Origin of the sequence: Streptomyces sp. NPDC127114 (genome assembly GCF_042677525.1) — a bacterium.
In the GTDB taxonomy this organism is placed as follows: Bacteria; Actinomycetota; Actinomycetes; order Streptomycetales; family Streptomycetaceae; genus Streptomyces.
Map to the genome: position 1 here is coordinate 80,278 of NZ_JBHXTJ010000029.1, position 18,291 is coordinate 98,568.

Sequence of the window (18,291 nt, forward strand, 5' to 3'; positions counted from 1 at the left end):
GAGCGGTGTATGTAAGTCAGAGGGGTGTTCAGAGGACGTGACGCAGGGCCCGGTCGCGGACCATGAGCGCGGCTCGTTTGTCGGGGAGGTCGACTTCCGCGGAGAGGCGGAAGCCGGCGCCGAGGAAGGCTGCTACGGAGGGGGTGTTGCGCAGGTCGGGTTCGGCGAGGACGCGGGTGCAGCGGGGCCGGTGGTCGAGGACGAGGTCGGCGGCGGCCCGGATCAGGGCGGTGCCGACGCCGCGGCCGCGGTCGGCGACGCCGCCGATGAGGAGGTGGATGCCGGTGTCGTGCGGGCGCGCGGGGTAGTGACGGGCGAGCGGGTCGAGATCGGCGCGGTAGATCTCGAAGTAGCTCATGGGCGTGGAGTCGAGCACGCCGAGGCAGGGCACGCTGCGTCCGTCGCCGTCGAGTTGGGCGCGGAGGTGCTCGGCGGTGATGCTCTCGGGGCCCTGGAGCTCCCAGAAGGCCGCCACGGCCGGGTCGTTCATCCAGCGCGTCAGGAGCGGCAGGTCGCGGTCGAGCCGGACCGGGACGAGCCGGAAGCGGCCGACGGGGGTGACGGCCGGCTGCCAGCCGGCCAGGTCGTCGAGGAGGTCGCCCTCGGCGCTCCGGCTCTGTTCGTCCGCGGCGAGCAGAGCGACGAGTTCCCCGGGCAGGTGCAGGTCGAGGGTGTCGTCGGGGCTCCGGTCGGCGCCGGGCGGGGTCGTGCTGCCGGGGCGCGCTTCGGTGGGAGGCACGGGGGCGCTCTCCTCTCGGCGGTCGGTGGTGGGACGGGACGGGGTCGGCCGGGGTGGTCTCCGGCGGCGGGTCAGGATCGGAGGGGGTTGGTGACGGTGACGTAGACGGACTGGGTGTCGACGGGGCCGACGAGCTCGTCGAGGCCGTGCAGCCGGGTGAGGAGGTTGGCCTTGCAGCGCAGGGTCGCGGCTTCCAGGAGCCGGTGCGGCAGCGGGGAGCCGAGGCCGGTCGCGCCGGTGAGGAAGCGACGCAGGGCGGCGAGCAGGACGCGTTCGTCGGCGAGCTGCTGGGAGCCGAAGGCTCCGATGAGGCCGAGGACGTTGTTGATGCCGAGGTAGTAGGCGAAGCGCTCGTCGGTGACCTGGTCGGAGACGAAGGTGTCGCTGGTGCGGCCGATGCCGGGGAGGCGGCTCTCCAGCTCGTCGCGGCGGGACTCGCGGAAGTAGTAGCCCTGGTTGTCGCGGTAGCGGCCGCCGACGGGCCAGCCCTCGGCGTCGAGGAGGACGAGGGTGTTCTGCTGGTGGGCCTCCAGCGCGACGCCGGCGTGGCCGTCGAGCCACAGCACCGGGCGGACCACGAGGTCGAGGTAGCGCAGGAACCACTCGGTGGCGACGGCGGTGGTGGGGCGACCGGTGCGGGCGGCGAGACGGAGGACGAGTTCGGCCAGGCGCGAGCGCATCCGGGCGGAGCCGGGCCAGGGGCGCGGGGCGGTGAGCGCGGCCAGGCAGACGGCGTCGTCCCCGGCGGTGAAGGGGTTGTGCCGGATCATGACGTCGAGTCCGGGGACGGGCAGGCCGTCGGGCGTGTCGACGGCGAGCCAGGCCGGGTCGCGGACGATGTCGAAGGTCGGGTGGGCGGCCTGCCACTGGTCGACGAGGCCGGTGCGCAGCAGGCGGTGCACCTCGACGCCGCGGTGGAGTTCCTTGCGCAGGTTCTCGCGGCGGGAGTTGGTGATCCGGACGCCGAGGGAGAGCTTGAGCATGGCGCGGGCGCCGGGACGGTGCACGGTGCGGACGGAGGAGGTGGGGTGCCAGCGGCTGCCGTGGGGGCCGAGGTCGTGGAGGAGTCCGGCGTCGAGGAGGGCGGCGACGGCGGGGCGGTGCCGGAGTTCGCGGGCCTGCCAGGGGTGGAGCGGCAGGGCGGCGGTGCCAGGGGGGAGTTCGAGGCCGTCGGCGAGGCCGGCGGTGAGCTGGGCGGCGGCGACCGGGCGGCCCTGTTCGGTCCAGGCGGAGTCGGTGGCGAGGACGGTGTGGTCGACGGCCATCCAGTGGAGTGGGAAGGAGCCGTGCAGTTCGGGCGAGTAGAGCCGGGCCTCGGCCTCGGAGAGTCCTTCGCGGCTCTTGGGCGTGGGGTGGAGGGGGTGGCCGAGGAGCAGGGACTGCTCGGCGGTGAGGAAGAGGTCGGCCTCGGGGGCGGGCCGTGGGTCGCGGCGGCGCTCGGCGATGAAGTCGGCGGTGCGGCGGGCCGAGTCGGCGACCCGGCCGACGAGTTCGGTGGCCTCGGAGCGGCCGGTCTCGCGGCTGAGCAGGGCGGCGAGGGTGACGGCGTCGACGGCCGGGGCGGTGGCGGCGAGGCCTTCGAGGGCGGGGGCTCCGAAGCGGTGCCAGCCGGTGGGCGACCAGTGGCGGACGGGGACGAGGAGGGCGGTGCCGCTGGCGTCGAGCGGGATGCGCAGGGTGGCGGCGGTGCCCGGCGCGGCCGGTTCGGGTGCGGGGAGGTTCTTCTCCCGTACCCAGCAGCGCAGCAGGTTCTCGACGGCGGCGCTGTCGGCGGCCCGCGCGGGGTCGGGGTCGTCCAGCGGGTCGGGGCCGGGCGCCGCGGCGGGGCCGGGCGCCGCGGCGGGGCCGGGCGCGGCGACCGGCTGCGGGCCGGCGAGGGGCGCGGCGTGGGCCGGGGCCTGGGGTCGGGGCTGGGCGTGGGGGCCGGGGTACTGGCGGGGCACGGTGGGTTCGGCGGTCGACGGGCCGTCGGCCGTGGCGGCGGTCGTCCCGGCGGTCGGGGGGCCGTCGACGGCGGCGAGGACGGTGGCGGTGGCGGTTCCGGTCGTCTCGGCGGAGGCGGGGGTGGGGTTCACGGGGGCTTCCTTGGAGGGGGGAAGGGGCCGGGCGGGGTCGGTCCGGGTTCAGCGGGACGGCCCGGACGGGCGGGTCCGGTGGGCCCGTTCGGCCGCGGCCAGGGCGTCGGCGAAGCGGTCGAGGACGGCGGCCGCCTGCTCGTCGGTGAGGGTGAGCGGGGGAAGCAGCCGGACGACGGCGTTGTGCCGGCCGCCCAGTTCGACGATGAGTCCGCGGTCGAGGCACTGGCGCTGGACCTCGCCCGCGAGCTCGGGGTCGGGCGGTGGGGCGAGGTCGTCGGGGCCGGTGCTCCCGGGGTCCGGGTCGACGAGTTCGACGCCGAGCATCAGTCCGCGGCCGCGGACGTCGCCGACGCAGGGGTGCGTGGCGGCGAGGCCCTGGAGCTGTCCGAGCATGCGGGCGCCGAGGGTGCCGGCGCGTTCGGCCAGCCCGTTCTCCCGTACGTACGCGAGGGTGGCGGCGCCCGCGGCCATGGCGAGCTGGTTGCCGCGGAAGGTTCCGGCGTGGGCGCCGGGTTCCCAGGCGTCGAGCTCGGAGCGGTAGACGACGACGGCGAGCGGGAGGGAGCCGCCGATGGCCTTGGACAGCACCATCACGTCCGGCACGATCCCGCTGTGGTCGACCGCCCAGAAGGCGCCGGTGCGGCCGACGCCGGTCTGGATCTCGTCGGCGATCAGCGGGATGGAGCGGGCCTCGGTGAGTTCCCGCATGCGGCGCAGCCAGCTGTCCGGGGCGGGGATGACGCCGCCCTCGCCCTGGACGGGTTCGAGGATCATGCCGGCGGGTGCGGGGATGCCGCTCTTGGGGTCGTCGAGCACGGTCTCGGTCCAGCGGGCGGCCAGTTCGGCGCCGCGTTCCCCGCCGACGCCGAAGGGGCAGCGGTAGTTCCGCGGGTAGGGCAGCCGGGCGACGCGGACGTCGTCGGCGCCGCCGGAGACGTCGAGGGCGCCGGTGGTCATGCCGTGGTAGGCGCCGCTGAAGGCGAGGACGCCGCGCCGGCCGGTGGCGGTGCGGACGAGTTTGAGGGCGGCCTCGACGGCGTCGGTGCCGGCGGGTCCGCAGAACTGGATGCGGGCGTCGGCGGCGAGCTTCGCGGGCAGGGTGGCGAACAGCTCCGTGACGAAGGCGTCCTTGACGGGGGTGGCGAGGTCCAGGACGTGCAGCGGGGCGCCCGAGTCGAGGACCTTGCGGACGGCTTCCAGGACGACCGGGTGGTTGTGCCCGAGCGCGAGGGTGCCGGCGCCGGAGAGGCAGTCGAGGTAGCGGCGGCCGTCGGCGCCCTCGATGGTGAGGCCCCTGGCCCGCACGGGGACGATCGGCAGCGAGCGCGCGTAGGTGCGCGCGGCGGATTCGCGCTGCGCCTGGCGGCGCAGGATGCCCTCGTGGGCGCCTCCCTCTCCGGTCGCGTGGGCGTCCTCACGGACCCGCGCGCCCGGTGGTACGGCCGGAGCTGGTTCGGTCACGGCCACGGCTCGTCGTCCTCCCGCTGTAACGGTTGCGTTGCACATCGGTACGTTGCAGGGCCGCCCGGAGGGGCGTCCTGAAAGCTGCCGCTGTGTCCCCCGTACGTACCAACGACGGGGCCTGCCGGGGATCACGGGCGGGAGCCAAGTTCCTTGGCGTGTCCCGGATCACGGCACGGCAACGGCTGGTCGGGGGCCGGAACCGCGGACCTGCGTCGTACCGTCCCCTCCGGCACCGGCATAGTGGGGGCTTCATGTGGCGTGGGTGTCCATGTCACTGCTGTTCACTGATGCACAAGTTGACGTAGTCCCAGGGGGATCACGAGATGCGATCGATTCGTCCGCTGCTGGCCGCAGCGTCCGCCGTCGCGGCGCTGACGCTGACGGCGACTGCCTGCGGTCCGACCGAGGACAACGCGGGGGGTGACAAGCCCAGCGCCGCGACGCCGTCGACCGGCGACAAGATCACGATTCCGGACGACCTGAAGGACCGTCTGAAGGAGCACGGGATCGACGTCGACAAGTGGCGGAACGGCGAGTGGAAGAACTGGGACCGGGACAAGTGGCTGCGTGAGGCGAAGGACTTCGTCAACCCGATCATCGAGGACCTCTGGGACCCGGACCGGATGCGGGACGCCGAGCGCCCCGACAAGCCGGTCGAGGAGGAGGACATCTCGGGTGACAAGGGCGTGACCGACCCGACGCCGGCCGCGGTGGCCGCGAAGGCCGTGCAGCCGCCGTACCACTCGACCTCGCCGGCGTCCGGCAAGGTCTTCTTCGACGGTCCCGAGGGCTCGATGGTCTGCTCGGCGACGGTCGTGCAGGACCCCGCGCACCCGGGCAAGTCCAACATGGTCTGGACGGCCGGGCACTGTGTGCACGCGGGCAAGAAGGGCGGCTGGTACCGCAACATCGCCTTCGTGCCGTCCTACAACGACAAGGGCCGGCCGACCGCCGCCCTGGAGAACGCGACCCGCGAGGAGATCGCTCCGTACGGCGTGTGGTGGAGCGACTGGGCGCAGACCTCTCAGCAGTGGATCGACCAGGGCGGTCAGACGGGCGGCAAGGGCGCCCCGTACGACTTCGCGGTGCTGCACGTGACGCCGGAGAAGGGCTCCACGGGCAAGTCCCTGGAGGAGACGGTCGGTTCGGCGCTCCCGGTCGAGTTCAACGCCCCGGCGGTGCCGAAGATCGCAAGCATGACGGCGACCGGTTACCCGGCGGGCAAGCCGTTCGACGGCCAGAAGATGTTCCAGTGCACGGACAAGCCGGGCCGTCTCTCGGTGAAGGCCGACCAGCCGACGATGTACCGGATCGGCTGCACCATGACCGGCGGTTCGTCGGGCGGCGGCTGGGTGGCCACCGGCCAGGACGGCAAGCCGGCGCTGGTGTCGAACACCTCGATCGGCCCGGTGACGGCGGGCTGGCTGGCCGGTCCGCGGCTCGGCGCCGAGGCGAAGTCCCTCTACGAGGGCGTGAGCAAGAAGTACGCGAACCAGTAGTTCGCGAACCAGAAGCAGGCGAATCGACAGTTCGCTTCGGCGGTTCGGGCGGGACCCGTGCGGTCCCGCCCGAACGGGCCGTGCATACTGTGCACTTGCAAGTGACGCGTCCATGGCAAGGCCATCGGTGGCGGCCGCCACCGGCCGGCCGTCCGGAGGACGTGCGAACACCCCAGGGGGACACCACTTCATGCGTTCCATACGACTCCTGCCCGCCGTGTCCGGCGTGGCGGCGGCGCTCGCTCTCGCGCTGACCGCCACCGCCTGCGGCCCCACGGAGGACCAGTCGGCGGACAAGCCCGCCGGCACCACCGCCACCGCCACCGCGAGCCCCGCCGACGGCGGCTCCGGCACCGACGTCTCCGACCTGTCGAAGGGCTTCGCCGACAAGCTGAAGAAGCACGGCGTCGACGTCGACAAGTGGAAGAACGGCGAGTGGAAGAACTGGGACCAGGCCACCTGGCTCCGTGAGGCCGAGGACTTCGTCAACCCGGTGATCGACGGTCTCTGGGACACCGAGCGGATGCAGTCCGCGAAGAGCCCCGACCAGACCATCGCGACGCAGGCGACCAGCGGGGGCAGCGACCCCACGCCGCGGCCGGTGACCGCGCAGCGCGAGAAGACCCCGTACCACCGCAACGCGGCTCCGGTCGGCAAGATCTTCTTCGACGCGCCCGAGGGCCACATGGCCTGCTCCGGCACGATCGTGAAGGACCCGCGCCACCCCGGGAAGTCCAACCTGGTGTGGACCGCCGGGCACTGCGTGCACGCGGGCAAGCGCGGCGGCTGGTACCGCAACATCATGTTCGCGCCCGCCTTCAACGACAAGGGCAAGACGCCCGGTGCGCTGCGCAACGCGCAGCCGCACGAGGTCTACCCCTACGGCCAGTACTGGGCCGACTGGGCCGTGACCTCCGGCGAGTGGATCCAGGGCGGCGGCACCAACCAGGCCTGGCCGTACGACTACGCCGTGCTGCACGTCCAGCCGCAGAAGGGCCGCAAGTCCCTGGAGGAGACGGTGGGCGTGGCCCTGCCGGTCGACTTCTCCGCCCCGCAGCCGGCGCAGGCCGGCACGGTCGGTGCCTGGGGCTACCCGGGAGCCGCGCCGTACAACGGCGTGATCATGCACAAGTGCCTGGACCGCGCCACCCGGCTGAGCACGGCCCCGGCGACTCCGGTCATGTACCGGATCGGCTGCACCATGACCGCCGGTTCGTCGGGCGGCGGCTGGTTCCGCGTGCTGCCGAACGGCAAGACGGCGCTGGTGTCGAACACCTCGATCGGCCCGGCCGGCAGCAACGGCTGGCTGGCCGGACCGCAGCTGGGCAGGGGCGCGAAGGCGGCCCACGAGATGATCAGCAAGAAGTTCGCCTGACCCGGGCGTAGACACGACGAAGGCGCCGGCCGTCTCCCTCACGGGAGGCGGCCGGCACCTTCGTTCTGAGGCTTCGCCTCGCAGGGCGTCACCGGAAGGACGTCACCAACGTCGCCGTGCGGACGCCGCCCTGAAGACGTCGTCTTGAGGACGGCGTCTTGAGGACGGCGTCCCTCGCGTCAGTGCGCGGCCGGAACGTACGGCGCGAGGAGCGCCGCCAGTTCCTCGTGCACCCGCGCCTTGAGCAGCGTGCCCTCCGCGGTATGCTCCTCGGAGATCACCTCGCCCTCGGCGTGCACCCGCGAGACGAGCCCGCCCTGCGTGTACGGCACGAGGACCTCGAGCTCGACACTCGGCCGCGGCAGCTCGGTGTCGATCAGGCCGAGCAGCTCCTCGATGCCCGCGCCCGAGCGGGCGGAGACGGCGATGGAGCGCTTCTCGATCCGCAGCAGCCGCTGGAGCACCAGCGGGTCCGCCGCGTCCGCCTTGTTGATCACGACGATCTCCGGCACGTCGACCGCACCGACCTCGCGGATCACCTCACGCACCGCCGCCAGCTGCTCCTCCGGAGCCGGGTGCGAGCCGTCGACCACGTGCAGGATGAGATCGGAGTCGCCGACCTCCTCCATCGTGGAGCGGAACGCCTCGACCAGGTGGTGGGGCAGGTGCCGGACGAATCCGACGGTGTCCGCCAGGGTGTAGACCCGGCCGGTGGGCGTCTCCGCCCGCCGCACGGTCGGGTCGAGGGTGGCGAACAGCGCGTTCTCCACCAGCACGCCCGCGCCGGTGAGGCGGTTGAGCAGGGACGACTTGCCGGCGTTGGTGTACCCGGCGATGGCGACCGACGGCACCTTGTTGCGGCGCCGCTCCTGCCGCTTGATGTCGCGGCCGGTCTTCATCTCGGCGATCTCCCGGCGCATCTTCGCCATCTTCTCGCGAATGCGACGCCGGTCGGTCTCGATCTTGGTCTCACCGGGACCACGGGTGGCCATGCCGCCACCGCCGCCGCCACCCATCTGACGGGACAGCGACTGACCCCAGCCGCGCAGGCGCGGCAGCATGTACTGCATCTGCGCCAGGGCGACCTGCGCCTTGCCCTCTCGGGACTTGGCGTGCTGGGCGAAGATGTCGAGGATGAGGGCGGTCCGGTCGACCACCTTCACCTTGACGACGTCCTCGAGGGCGATCAGCTGGCCGGGGCTGAGCTCACCGTCGCAGACGACGGTGTCGGCGCCGGTCTCCAGGACGATGTCCCGCAGCTCCTGCGCCTTGCCCGAGCCGATGAAGGTCGCCGGGTCCGGCTTGTCGCGGCGCTGGATCACGCCGTCGAGCACGAGGGCACCCGCCGTCTCGGCGAGGGCCGCGAGCTCCGCGAGGGAGTTCTCCGCGTCCTGCACCGTCCCCGAGGTCCACACACCGACCAGCACGACGCGCTCCAGGCGCAGCTGGCGGTACTCGACCTCGGTGACGTCCTCGAGCTCGGTGGAGAGGCCCGCGACACGGCGCAGGGCCGCACGCTCGGAGCGGTCGAACTGGTCGCCGTCCCGCTCTCCGTCGATCTCGTGGCTCCAGGCGACGTCCTCTTCCATCAGGGCATCGGCCCGAAGGCTCTCGGTGCGGCTGGTCTCCGCGAAGCTCTGCTTGTCCTGGGAAGGGGATGAAGAGGAGGTCATTTGATCCTTACGTCGAAGAGAAATCCGTTACGGCAGTCACAACGCGTGACGCCCGGGAAGAATTCCCGCCGCCCGGCCGCGCCGCCGACCTGACGATGGTGACACGGCCCGGCCGCGCCCGTCACCCCGGTTTCCCGGCCTTCGGCGCCCGGCTGCGCCAGTCCGGGTGCCCGGGCATGGGCGGGGTCGTCGGCCCGTACAGCCAGTCGGCGAAGAAGCGGGTGAGGTCACGCCCGGACACCTCGGCGGCCAGGGCCGTGAAGTCGTCGGTCGTGGCGGTGCCGTCCTGGTGCTCGGCGACCCAGCGGCGCTCCAGCCGGTCGAAGGCCTCGGTGCCGATCTCGTGGCGCAGCGCGTAGAGCGCCAGGGCGCTGCCGTCGTAGACGACGGGCCGGAAGAGGCTGATCTTCTCCCCGGGCTTCGGCGGCTTCGGGGCGGCCGGCGGGCCGCCGTCCCTGCGCCACTGGTCGGAGGCGGCGTACGCGGCCTTCATGCGGCGCTCCAGGGTGGGCCCGCCGTGCCCCTCCGCGTACGTCGCCTCGTACCAGGTGGCGTGCCCCTCGTTGAGCCACAGGTCGGACCAGGTGCGCGGCGAGACGCTGTCGCCGAACCACTGGTGGGCGAGCTCGTGGACCATGATCGAGTCGACGTACCACGTGGGGTAGCCCGGCTCGGTGAAAAGGCCGCGCTCGAAGAGCGAGAGGGTCTGGGTCTCCAGCTCGAAGCCGGTGTCGGCGTCGGCGATCAGGACGCCGTAGTTCTCGAAGGGGTACGGGCCGACCCGGCTCTCCATCCACTCCAGGTGGCCGGGCGTGCGCCGCAGCCAGGGTTCGAGCAGCTCCCGGTCGGCGGTGCGGACCACGTCGCGAACGGGCAGGCCGTGCGGGCCCTCGCGGCGGACGACGGTCGACTCGCCGATGGACACCTGGGCCAGCTCGGTGGCCATGGGGTGGGCCGTGCGGTAGGTCCAGGTGGTGGTGCCGTCCTCGCGGCGCTGCCGGCTCTCGGAGAGGCCGTTGGCGACGGCGGTGAAGCGGTCGGGCGCGGTGATCCGGAAGGTGAAGAACGCCTTGTCGGAAGGGTGGTCGTTGGAGGGGAAGACCCGGTGGGCGGCGTCGGCCTGGTTGGCCATGGCGAGGCCGTCGCCGGTGCGGACCCAGCCGCCGGGGCCGGCGAGGCCCCGCGGGTCGCTGGTGTGGGTGACGGTGATCTCGACCGCCTCGCCGCGCCCGACCGGGCGGGCGGGGGTGATCACCAGGTCCTCGCCGCTGCTCGCCCACTCGGCCGGTTCGCCCTCGACGGTGACGGCGGAGACGGTGCCGTGGGTGAAGTCGAGGTTGATCCGCGGCAGGTCGTCGGCGGCGAGGACCTGGATGCGGGTGACGCCGGCGAGCGGTTCGGTGTTGCGGCCCGTGTAGGTGAGGCCGATGTCGTACGTCAGGACGTCGTAGCCGGGATTGCCCAGGTGGGGGAAGAGCGGGTCGCCGATGCCGAGCGGAGCGGGAGCGGGCAGGGCGGCGGCGACGAGTCCGGCGGAGAGGGCCACGAGGACGGCGGAACGCAGGCCACGCGCGCGTGGAGACGGTTTACGGGTTGCCCGGGAGGCCGGGGAATCGGGGGAAGCCGGGAGGCGGGAGGCTCCGGAAGCCGGATCACGGGAGGCGTGGAGGGCCGGTTCGCCGGGCCTGCGGGCCTCGGTGGCGTTGTCGGCGGCGGGCCCGGCGGGGGGCTCGGTGGCGGATCGGGAGGCGCGGGAGGGGAGCGGCATGGGCTACCGCTACCAGGGCCCGGGCCGCTCCCCCGGGCGGCGCGCGCGCCCGCCACTCGAAGGGGTCAGGCCCAGGCCGGCGCCGGACCCGCGCGGGGGCCGGGATCGGGACCTGGCGGCTCCTCCGGTCGCCGCGCGGCGGTCGGTCAGAGCCCGGGTGACGCGGGGTGACGGGCGCGGCTCACGTCGTACACCCCGGGCACGTCCCGCATGGCCCTCATCAGGGCGGGCAGCCCGGCGGCGTCCGGGAGTTGGAGGGTGTACGTGTGGCGGACCCGCTGCTCGCTCGGCGGTTCGACGGTGGCGGAGACGACGGCGGCCCCTTCACCGGCGATGGCCTCGGTGAGGTCGGCGAGCAGCCTCGGCCGGCCGAAGGACTCGGCGACGAGGGTGACGCGGCATTCGGCGGTGTCGCCCCAGTGGACGGTGACCGGGGCCCGGCCGTGCCTCCTCATGGTGTCGGCGGAGGCGCAGCCCGTGCGGTGGACGGTGACGGAGCCGCCGCGTACGACGAAGCCTGTGATCTCGTCGGGCGGTACGGGCGTGCAACAGCCCGCCGGGCGGACGGCCGGAGGAGTGGCGCCCGCCGCCGCGTCGGGGAGCTCGGCGCGCAGCCGGGTGCCGGAGCGCCGGTCGGCGGTGACGCTCGCGGGCGGGCGGGGGGCCGCGGCGGGGACCTTGGCGGCCTCGGGATGGGTCTGGAGCCAGCCGGTGATGGCGATCCGCGCGGCGGGCGTACGGGCGTGGTCGAGCCACTGCGGCGAGGGCCCGGAGGCGGCGTCCTGGGCGAGCAGCAGCTGCACGGTGTCGCCGTCGTGGAGGACGGTGCTCAGCGGCGCGAGCCGGCCGTTGACGCGGGCGCCGAGACAGCCGTGGGCGGCCTCGCCGTGCTCGGCGTAGGCGGCGTCAACGCAGGTGGCACCGGCGGGCAGGCTGATCATGCCGGGGAGGCCGCCGTCCGCGCGGAAGACGGTGATCTCGCGGTCCTGGGCGAGGTCGGCGCGCAGGGAGGTCCAGAAGGTGTCGGGGTCGGGTGTGGACTCCTGCCAGTCGAGGAGCCGGGACAGCCAGCCGGGGCGGGTCGGGTCGACGCGCTCGCCGTCCTCGGCGCCGTCGGTGGCGTCGGGGCTCGCCGCGTACGGGTTGCCGAGGGCGACCACGCCGGCCTCGGCGACCTTGTGCATCCGGTGGGTGCGGATGAGGACCTCGGCGACGGCGCCGTCGGGGGCGGCGACGGCGGTGTGCAGCGACTGGTAGAGGTTGAACTTGGGTGCGGCGATGAAGTCCTTGAACTCGGACATCACCGGCGTGAAGCAGGTGTGGAGTTCGCCGAGGACGGCGTAGCAGTCGGCGTCCTCGCCGACCAGGACGAGGAGCCGCCCGAAGTCGCTGCCGCGCAGTTCGCCCCGCTTGAGGCGGACGCGGTGCACCGAGACGAAGTGCCGGGGCCGGACGAGGACTTCGGCTCCGATGTCCGCCTCGCGCAGGACGGCGGACACCTGCTCGGCGATGGCGCCGAGGGCGTCGCCCGCGCCGGCGTTGCCCGCGATGAGGGCGCGGGTGGCCTCGTACTCCTCGGGATGGAGGATGGCGAAGACCAGGTCCTCCAGCTCGGTCTTGAGCGCCTGGACGCCGAGGCGCTCGGCGAGCGGGATGAGGACGTCGCGGGTGACCTTGGCGATGCGGGCCTGTTTCTCGGGGCGCATCACGCCGAGGGTGCGCATGTTGTGCAGCCGGTCGGCGAGTTTGATCGACATGACCCGGACGTCGTTGCCGGTGGCGACGAGCATCTTGCGGAAGGTCTCGGGCTCGGCCGCGGCGCCGTAGTCGACCTTCTCCAGCTTGGTGACGCCGTCGACGAGGTACGCGACCTCGTCGCCGAACTCGCGGCGCACCTGGTCGAGCGTCACGTCGGTGTCCTCGACGGTGTCGTGGAGCAGGGCGGCGGTCAACGTGGTGGTCTCGGCCCCGAGTTCGGCGAGGATCAGGGTGACGGCGAGCGGGTGGGTGATGTACGGCTCGCCGCTCTTGCGGAACTGGCCGCGGTGGGAGGACTCGGCAAGCACGTACGCGCGGCGCAGCACGGCCAGGTCGGCGTCGGGGTGGTGGGCGCGGTGGGCCTCGGCGACGTGTCCGATGGCGTCGGGCAGCCGGTGGCGGGCGGCGGGCCCGGCGGTCGCGCCGAGCAGGGCGGCCCGCCCGAGCCTGCGCAGATCGATCCTGGGACGGCCGCGTCTGCGGCCGGGAGCGTCCGGGCCGGCGGCCTCGGCGTCGCTCACGGGGTTGGTGGCCTCTGCGCTCATGGGCAACCTCCGGCGGCGTCGACCGGCGGTGGGCCGGGCAGGCGTGCCCGGTGGGCCGGTGCTTGATGCTACCGACCCCACCACGTGGCGCAGTCCCGCTCTCGCCGAGCGTGAACGGGATCACCCATTCGAGGGACGAATCGGTCGTTGACGGTTTCGATTCGGGGGCGTCCGGGGCACGCGTCGCGCGGCGGACGGGGGGAGCGAGACGGCGGGCGGGGGGCGTGCGGGGGCGTGTGTCGGACGCCGTGCGTCGGACGGCAGGCGTCGGACGGCAGGCGTCGGACGGCAGGCGCGTGCGTCGGACGCCGTGCATCGGACGGCATGCGTCAGAGGCTGTGCGTCAGACGGCAGGCGTCAGACAGCAAGCACCGGACGCGGGCTTCGGACGGCAAGCTCCGGCCGCCAGGCGTCGGACGGCAGGTTCCGAACGCTAGGGGTCGGACGGCAGGTTCCGAACGCTAGGCGTCGGACGGGGTTCCGAACGCTAGGCGTCGAGCCAGGACGGCTCGACGGTGCCCTCGGCGACGATCACCGCGGGACCGGTCATCTCGATCTCGCCGTCGGGGTGCTCGGTGATCACGAGGGTCCCGCCGAGGACGTCGACGGTGTACGTCACGGGCATGCCGGACGCGGCCGGGTCGGCGCCGTCACGGCGGGCGGTGGCGACGGCGACGGCGCAGGCGCCGGTGCCGCAGGAGCGGGTCTCGGCGGCGCCGCGCTCGTGGACCCGCATGGCCACGTGGCGCGGACCGCGGTCGACCACGAACTCGATGTTGACGCCGTCGGGGTAGACGGCGGCCGGCTCGTACGGCGGCTCGTCGTAGAGGTTGCCCGCGTGGTCGAGGGACTCGACGAAGGCGACCGCGTGCGGATTGCCCATGTTGACGTTGCGGGCGGGCCAGCTGCGGCCGTCGACGCTCACCGTGACGCCGGCCTCGGGGAGCACGGCCTTGCCCATGCGGACGGTGACGGAGCCGTCCTTGTCGAGGTGGACGCGCTTGATCCCGCCGCGGGTCGCGACGGCGACCTCGCCGGCGGTGACGTGTCCGGCGTGCTGGAGGTAGCGCGCGAAGACCCGGACGCCGTTGCCGCACATCTCGGCGACGGAGCCGTCCGCGTTGCGGTAGTCCATGAACCACTCGGCCTCGTCGGCCAGCTGCTTCGCCTCGGGGTGGGCGGCGCTGCGCACGACGTGCAGCACGCCGTCGCCGCCGATACCCGCGCGCCGGTCGCAGAGCCGTGCGACGACGGCCGGAGGCAGGTCGACGGCGTTCTCCGGGTCCGGGAGGATCACGAAGTCGTTCTCGGTGCCGTGTCCCTTGAGGAAGACGAGGGGCGAGGTCATCTGCGCGTTGCTCACGCGATCAACTGTACGGGGCGGTCCCGACAAGGGTCGCCGCAGTCCAGAGAGCGGTACGGGCGGGCCCGCGCGCACGGGGCGGGCTCTGTCGACCGGGGGGCCTGCCGCCGGCTACGGGCCGGGGGCCGGCGCGCGGGACCTGCGGCCGGGTTACGCGGCCCGGCCGGTGCGGCGGGCCTGCGGCCAGCTCTGCGGGTCTGAGGCGGATGCGGGCCCGCGGCCCGGTCTGGCCCTGCGGCGGGTCGGGGCGCCCGGCCAGGTGCGGGCATGCGGACGGGGGCGCGACGACCGACGGCCGGCTTCGAGCGTGGGAACCGGTGCGCGGCCCGCGGTCGGCACGGGAGCTCGCACTGCCGGGGTGCAGGGGTGCGGCCGCTGCGGGGCGCGCGGCCCGCTGCGCGCCGGTAACCGGGGACGCGGCCCGGCTACCTAGGCATGCGGCCAGTACGGCTACGCGGTCGGACCGATGTCGCGGTCCGGTACCCCGCCCACAGCAGGTGCGGGTGCTCGGCCGGGGCGCAGGGGCAAACGACTGGTGCAGGGGTCGCTCCAGGCTAGGCAGCCTCCAGCTGCCCGGCTCCTGCAGCCGGTGCGTAAGGACACGGCCCGTGCGTGGCCCTCGGCCCGGTACGGGCGCGCCGACCGGCCTGTGGGCCAGGTCTCCGGCCTCGGGGCCGGTGCGGGGCACGCAGCCGCTCTCCCGCCCCCGGGGTCCGTGCAGGCCCCCAGCAGGGTGCGCGTCCCGTGGTGGGTGCAGGGCCCGGGCGTGGCTGGCCTGCGGCCAGAGCTGCGCCCCCGGGTCGGTGCGGGCCCACGGCGCTCGGTGAGCGGCCTGCGGTCGAACTGAGCCGAGTATTGGCCTGCGGCCAGAGCAGCGGCGTTCGGGTCTGCGGCCCCCGGGGTCGGTGCGGAGCCCGCGGGAGGTCCGCGACCCCTCCGAGTCGCGGCGGGCCTTACGGCCCGGGGCGTGCCCCGCGATCGATGCGCGACCCGGGTATGGGGCCTGCGGCCAGATCTGCGGCCTCTGGGATCGGGCGGGCCCATGGCCCGGTGCGCGACCCGCGGCCGATGCGCGGCCCGGGGATGGACGCCTACGGCCAGGTCTGCGCCCCCGGGTCAGGGCGAGGTCTACGGCCCTCGGTGAGCGGCCCCAGGATCAGGGCGGGGGCCTGCGGCGCTCGGTAAGCGGCCCCTGCGGTCGCTGCGGGGCGGCCCGGGGGTGGACACCTGCGCCCAGGTCTGCGCCCCCGGTTCAGGCGGGGTCCACGGCCCTCGGTGAGCGGCCCCAGGATCAGGGCGGGGCCCGGGGGTGGACGCCTCCAGCCAGGTCTGCGCCCCGCGTCAAGGCGGGATCCACGGCCCTCGGTGAGCCGCCCCGGGATCAGGGCGGGACCTGGAGGTGAACGCCTGCAGCCAGGTCTGCGCCCCGCGTCAAGGCGGGATCCACGGCCCTCGGTGCGCGGCCCGGGATCAGGGCGCCCGGCGCTCGGTGAGCCGCCCCGGGATCAGGGCGGGGCCCGGGGATGGACGCCTGCAGCCAGGTCTGCGCCCCGCGTCAGGGCGGGGTCCACGGCCCTCGGTGAGCGGCCCCGGGATCAGGGCCCTACGGCCCTCGGTGAGCGGCCCCGCGGTCGATGCGGGGCCCGGCGCTCGGTGGGCGGGGCCCGCGGATGGGCTCAGCGGAGGCGGGCGACGCGCCAGACTGCCAGGGCTACCAGGACGGCGCTGAAGGTCACGTACAGCGCGAGGGCGCGCCAGTTCGGGCGTTCTCCGGAGCCGCGGACCGGCAGGCCCGGCCAGGTGTAGCCGACCCGGCGGGCGGCCATCATGCCCCAGCCGGCCGCGCAGCAGCTGATCAGCAGGCCCAGCATGGCGACGACGGCGCCGCCGTCGCCCGAGCCGAAGGCGAGCGGGAAGGCGAACATCAGGGAGCCGACGGCGGCGAGCGCGACGATCGGGGCGAGCTGCCAGATCCTCAGGCGGCGCTGCGGGCGCAGTTCCACCTCGACTTCCGCCGCGTCCACCTCGACGGCGCTGCCCTCGGCCTCGTCCGGGCCGTCCGGCGTCAGTCCGGGCGCCTCACCGGGGACTTCACCCCGGACGGCGGCCTGCTGCTCGGTGTCGCGAGGGCCGGCCTCCATCGCCACGCGCCCTCCCAACTCGGACTCCACTTGGTCGATCGATGCTCGATGATGGCACGCCGCACACCCCCGGAATGACGGGCATGACGTCCCGATGCCATCACGTGATCAGGCTGTAACCGCTCGTTCGACCAACGCCAGCGCCCGCCCCGGGAGTTCCCCGCGGTCCTCGGCGGCGCCGCTGAGCCAGTGCACCCGGGGATCGCGCCGGAACCAGGAGTCCTGGCGGCGCGCGAAGCGCTTGGTGGCGCGGATCGTCTCGGCGCGGGCCTCGTCCTCGGTGCACTCCCCCGCGAGCGCCGCGAGCACCTGCTGGTAGCCGAGCGCGCGGGCGGCCGTGCGCCCCTCGCGCAGGCCGCGCGCCTCCAGGGCGCGGACCTCGTCGACGAGACCGGCCTCCCACATGCGGTCCACACGGGTGGCGATGCGCTCGTCGAGCTCGGGGCGGGCGACGTCGACGCCGATCTGCACGGTGTCGTAGACGGAGTCGTGCCCCGGGAGGTTGGCCGTGAACGGCTTGCCGGTGATCTCGATGACCTCCAGGGCGCGGACGATGCGCCGGCCGTTGCTGGGCAGGATCGCCCGCGCGGCCTCCGGGTCGGCGGCGGCGAGCCGGGCGTGCAGCACGCCGGAGCCGCGCTCCTCCAGCTCGGCCTCCAGGCGGGCCCGGAGCTCGGGATCGGTGCCGGGGAACTCCATGACGTCCAGGGCGCCCCGTACGTACAGCCCGGAACCGCCGACCAGGATCGGGGTGCGGCCCTCGGCGAGGAGCCAGTCGATCTCGGCGCGGGCGAGGCGCTGGTACTCGGCGACGCTCGCGGCCTCGGTCACGTCCCAGATGTCGAGGAGGTGGTGCGGGACACCGCCGCGCTCCTCCATCGTCAGTTTGGCGGTGCCGATGTCCATCCCTCGGTAGAGCTGCATCGAATCGGCGTTGACGACCTCGCCGCCGAGCTGCTGGGCGAGGAACACACCCAGATCGGACTTTCCGGCCGCTGTGGGACCGACGACGGCGATGACCCGCGGGGCGGGAGCTGCACTTCTCACCGCCCCAGTCTCGCAAACCTCCCGCCGCGTCCCCGAATGAGCTACGTGACGGCTCTCATCCGGCTTCGTTGCCTGTTGCGGAATGAGGACCCTGAGTACGCTAGGGAGCAGATATGGGCGTTTTCGCGCTGTTTCGTCGTAAGAGCAAGGAAGAGGTCGAAGAGGTCTCCGAGGCGACGACCGTAGCGGAGGACGCGGCGGAGGACGTGGCGGAGGACGTGACCGAGAAGCCTGCCGGCTCAGGGACGCCGGAGGCGTCCGAGGCCGCCGAGGAGGCCGCGGACCCGGTGACGGATGCGACTGCCGCGAACTCCGCCGAGCCTTCCGGGTCCGTCGAGTCCGTCGAGTCCGTCGAGATCCCGAAGCAGCAGTCCGCCGAGGAGGCCGCGGACAACGAAGCCGGCGAGGGCGCCCGCAAGTAGGCCCTGAGAAGGCACGAGGAACGCGGAGGGACGGTGACCCCATGGGTCTCCTGGATTCACTGAAGGCCAAGCTCGCCCCGGCCAGGGACAAGGTCTCCCACCTCGCCCAGGAGCACGGGGGAAAGGTCGAGCACGGCCTGGAGAAGGCCGCCAGGAAGGTCGACGAGAAGACCAAGGGCAAGTACAGCGACAAGATCGAGTCCGGCACCGGGAAGGCGAAGCACGCCATCGACCGCCTCGCCCACAAGGACGAGGGCCCGGCCGGCCCCGCAGGCCCCGGAGGCCCCTCCGGCCCCGCCGGTCCGCCCCCGCCGCCGGCCGCCTGACCCGGGACACCCCCCTCGACGCAACGGCGGACGGCCGCGCGGGCGCGCGCCACCGCGGCGCGGCCCGCGGGGGGGTGGGTGCGCGGGCTCCTC

At 74.0% G+C, this 18,291-nt stretch carries 13 protein-coding genes; 4 read left to right on the top strand and 9 right to left on the bottom strand.

What is annotated here, in order from left to right:
- Positions 1–28 precede the first annotated feature (28 nt).
- The 3 genes from ACFVGS_RS26120 to ACFVGS_RS26130 all read right to left on the bottom strand — a co-directional run bounded on the left by ACFVGS_RS26120 (position 29) and on the right by ACFVGS_RS26130 (position 4,284).
- Positions 29–739 carry a GNAT family N-acetyltransferase gene (locus ACFVGS_RS26120; protein WP_385693860.1) on the bottom strand — a complete coding sequence of 237 codons (711 nt, stop codon included), beginning with the start codon at positions 737–739 and terminating at the stop codon, positions 29–31.
- 71 nt (positions 740–810) lie between these two features.
- Positions 811–2,814 (bottom strand): IucA/IucC family protein, encoded by a 2,004-nt coding sequence (locus ACFVGS_RS26125; RefSeq protein ID WP_385693862.1) that lies wholly within the window; start codon positions 2,812–2,814, stop codon positions 811–813.
- Between the two features lie 48 nt (positions 2,815–2,862).
- On the bottom strand, positions 2,863–4,284 hold the full coding sequence (locus ACFVGS_RS26130) for a diaminobutyrate--2-oxoglutarate transaminase family protein (RefSeq protein WP_384415246.1): 1,422 nt from the start codon (positions 4,282–4,284) through the stop codon (positions 2,863–2,865).
- A 320-nt stretch (positions 4,285–4,604) separates the two neighbouring features.
- Between ACFVGS_RS26130 and ACFVGS_RS26135 the strand changes: the two genes are divergently transcribed.
- Complete coding sequence (locus ACFVGS_RS26135) at positions 4,605–5,780, top strand: trypsin-like serine peptidase (RefSeq protein WP_384415249.1); 1,176 nt, start codon at positions 4,605–4,607, stop codon at positions 5,778–5,780.
- Between the two features lie 190 nt (positions 5,781–5,970).
- A complete protein-coding gene (locus tag ACFVGS_RS26140; RefSeq protein WP_384415252.1) occupies positions 5,971–7,155 on the top strand; it encodes a trypsin-like serine peptidase in 1,185 nt (394 codons plus the stop codon).
- A gap of 179 nt (positions 7,156–7,334) precedes the next feature.
- Here the strand turns inward: ACFVGS_RS26140 and hflX are convergent, their stop codons facing one another.
- The 6 genes from hflX to miaA form a co-directional block, all read right to left on the bottom strand.
- The gene (gene hflX, locus ACFVGS_RS26145; RefSeq protein ID WP_384415255.1) at positions 7,335–8,828 is read right to left on the bottom strand and encodes a GTPase HflX; all 1,494 of its coding nucleotides are present in this window, start codon (positions 8,826–8,828) and stop codon (positions 7,335–7,337) included.
- 121 nt (positions 8,829–8,949) lie between these two features.
- Complete coding sequence (locus ACFVGS_RS26150) at positions 8,950–10,374, bottom strand: M1 family metallopeptidase (protein WP_384415259.1); 1,425 nt, start codon at positions 10,372–10,374, stop codon at positions 8,950–8,952.
- A 368-nt stretch (positions 10,375–10,742) separates the two neighbouring features.
- On the bottom strand, positions 10,743–12,899 hold the full coding sequence (locus ACFVGS_RS26155) for a RelA/SpoT family protein (protein WP_384415262.1): 2,157 nt from the start codon (positions 12,897–12,899) through the stop codon (positions 10,743–10,745).
- Between the two features lie 487 nt (positions 12,900–13,386).
- Positions 13,387–14,247, bottom strand: a complete 861-nt coding sequence (gene dapF / locus ACFVGS_RS26160) for a diaminopimelate epimerase (protein ID WP_385693869.1) — start codon at positions 14,245–14,247, stop codon at positions 13,387–13,389.
- 1,691 nt (positions 14,248–15,938) lie between these two features.
- Positions 15,939–16,403 (bottom strand): hypothetical protein, encoded by a 465-nt coding sequence (locus ACFVGS_RS26165; protein ID WP_384415278.1) that lies wholly within the window; start codon positions 16,401–16,403, stop codon positions 15,939–15,941.
- Positions 16,404–16,511: 108 nt separating this feature from the next.
- A complete protein-coding gene (gene miaA, locus ACFVGS_RS26170) occupies positions 16,512–17,450 on the bottom strand; it encodes a tRNA (adenosine(37)-N6)-dimethylallyltransferase MiaA (protein WP_385693865.1) in 939 nt (312 codons plus the stop codon).
- Between the two features lie 113 nt (positions 17,451–17,563).
- Here miaA and ACFVGS_RS26175 point away from each other — a divergent pair, with 113 nt between their 5' ends.
- Both ACFVGS_RS26175 and ACFVGS_RS26180 read left to right on the top strand, forming a co-directional pair.
- Positions 17,564–17,872, top strand: coding sequence for a hypothetical protein (locus tag ACFVGS_RS26175; protein ID WP_385693867.1), 309 nt, complete (start codon positions 17,564–17,566; stop codon positions 17,870–17,872).
- A gap of 41 nt (positions 17,873–17,913) precedes the next feature.
- Positions 17,914–18,198: an antitoxin gene (locus ACFVGS_RS26180; protein WP_384415269.1), complete on the top strand. Its 285-nt coding sequence runs from the start codon at positions 17,914–17,916 to the stop codon at positions 18,196–18,198.
- Positions 18,199–18,291: the final 93 nt, after the last annotated feature.

Coding starts and splice junctions, on each gene's coding strand:
- ACFVGS_RS26165 (WP_384415278.1), bottom strand. CDS start 16,403: ATGGAGGCCGGCCCTCGCGACACCGAGCAGCAGGCCGCCGTCCGGGGT.
- ACFVGS_RS26180 (WP_384415269.1), top strand. CDS start 17,914: ATGGGTCTCCTGGATTCACTGAAGGCCAAGCTCGCCCCGGCCAGGGAC.
- dapF (WP_385693869.1), bottom strand. CDS start 14,247: ATGACCTCGCCCCTCGTCTTCCTCAAGGGACACGGCACCGAGAACGAC.
- ACFVGS_RS26135 (WP_384415249.1), top strand. CDS start 4,605: ATGCGATCGATTCGTCCGCTGCTGGCCGCAGCGTCCGCCGTCGCGGCG.
- ACFVGS_RS26155 (WP_384415262.1), bottom strand. CDS start 12,899: ATGAGCGCAGAGGCCACCAACCCCGTGAGCGACGCCGAGGCCGCCGGC.
- ACFVGS_RS26140 (WP_384415252.1), top strand. CDS start 5,971: ATGCGTTCCATACGACTCCTGCCCGCCGTGTCCGGCGTGGCGGCGGCG.
- hflX (WP_384415255.1), bottom strand. CDS start 8,828: ATGACCTCCTCTTCATCCCCTTCCCAGGACAAGCAGAGCTTCGCGGAG.
- ACFVGS_RS26175 (WP_385693867.1), top strand. CDS start 17,564: ATGGGCGTTTTCGCGCTGTTTCGTCGTAAGAGCAAGGAAGAGGTCGAA.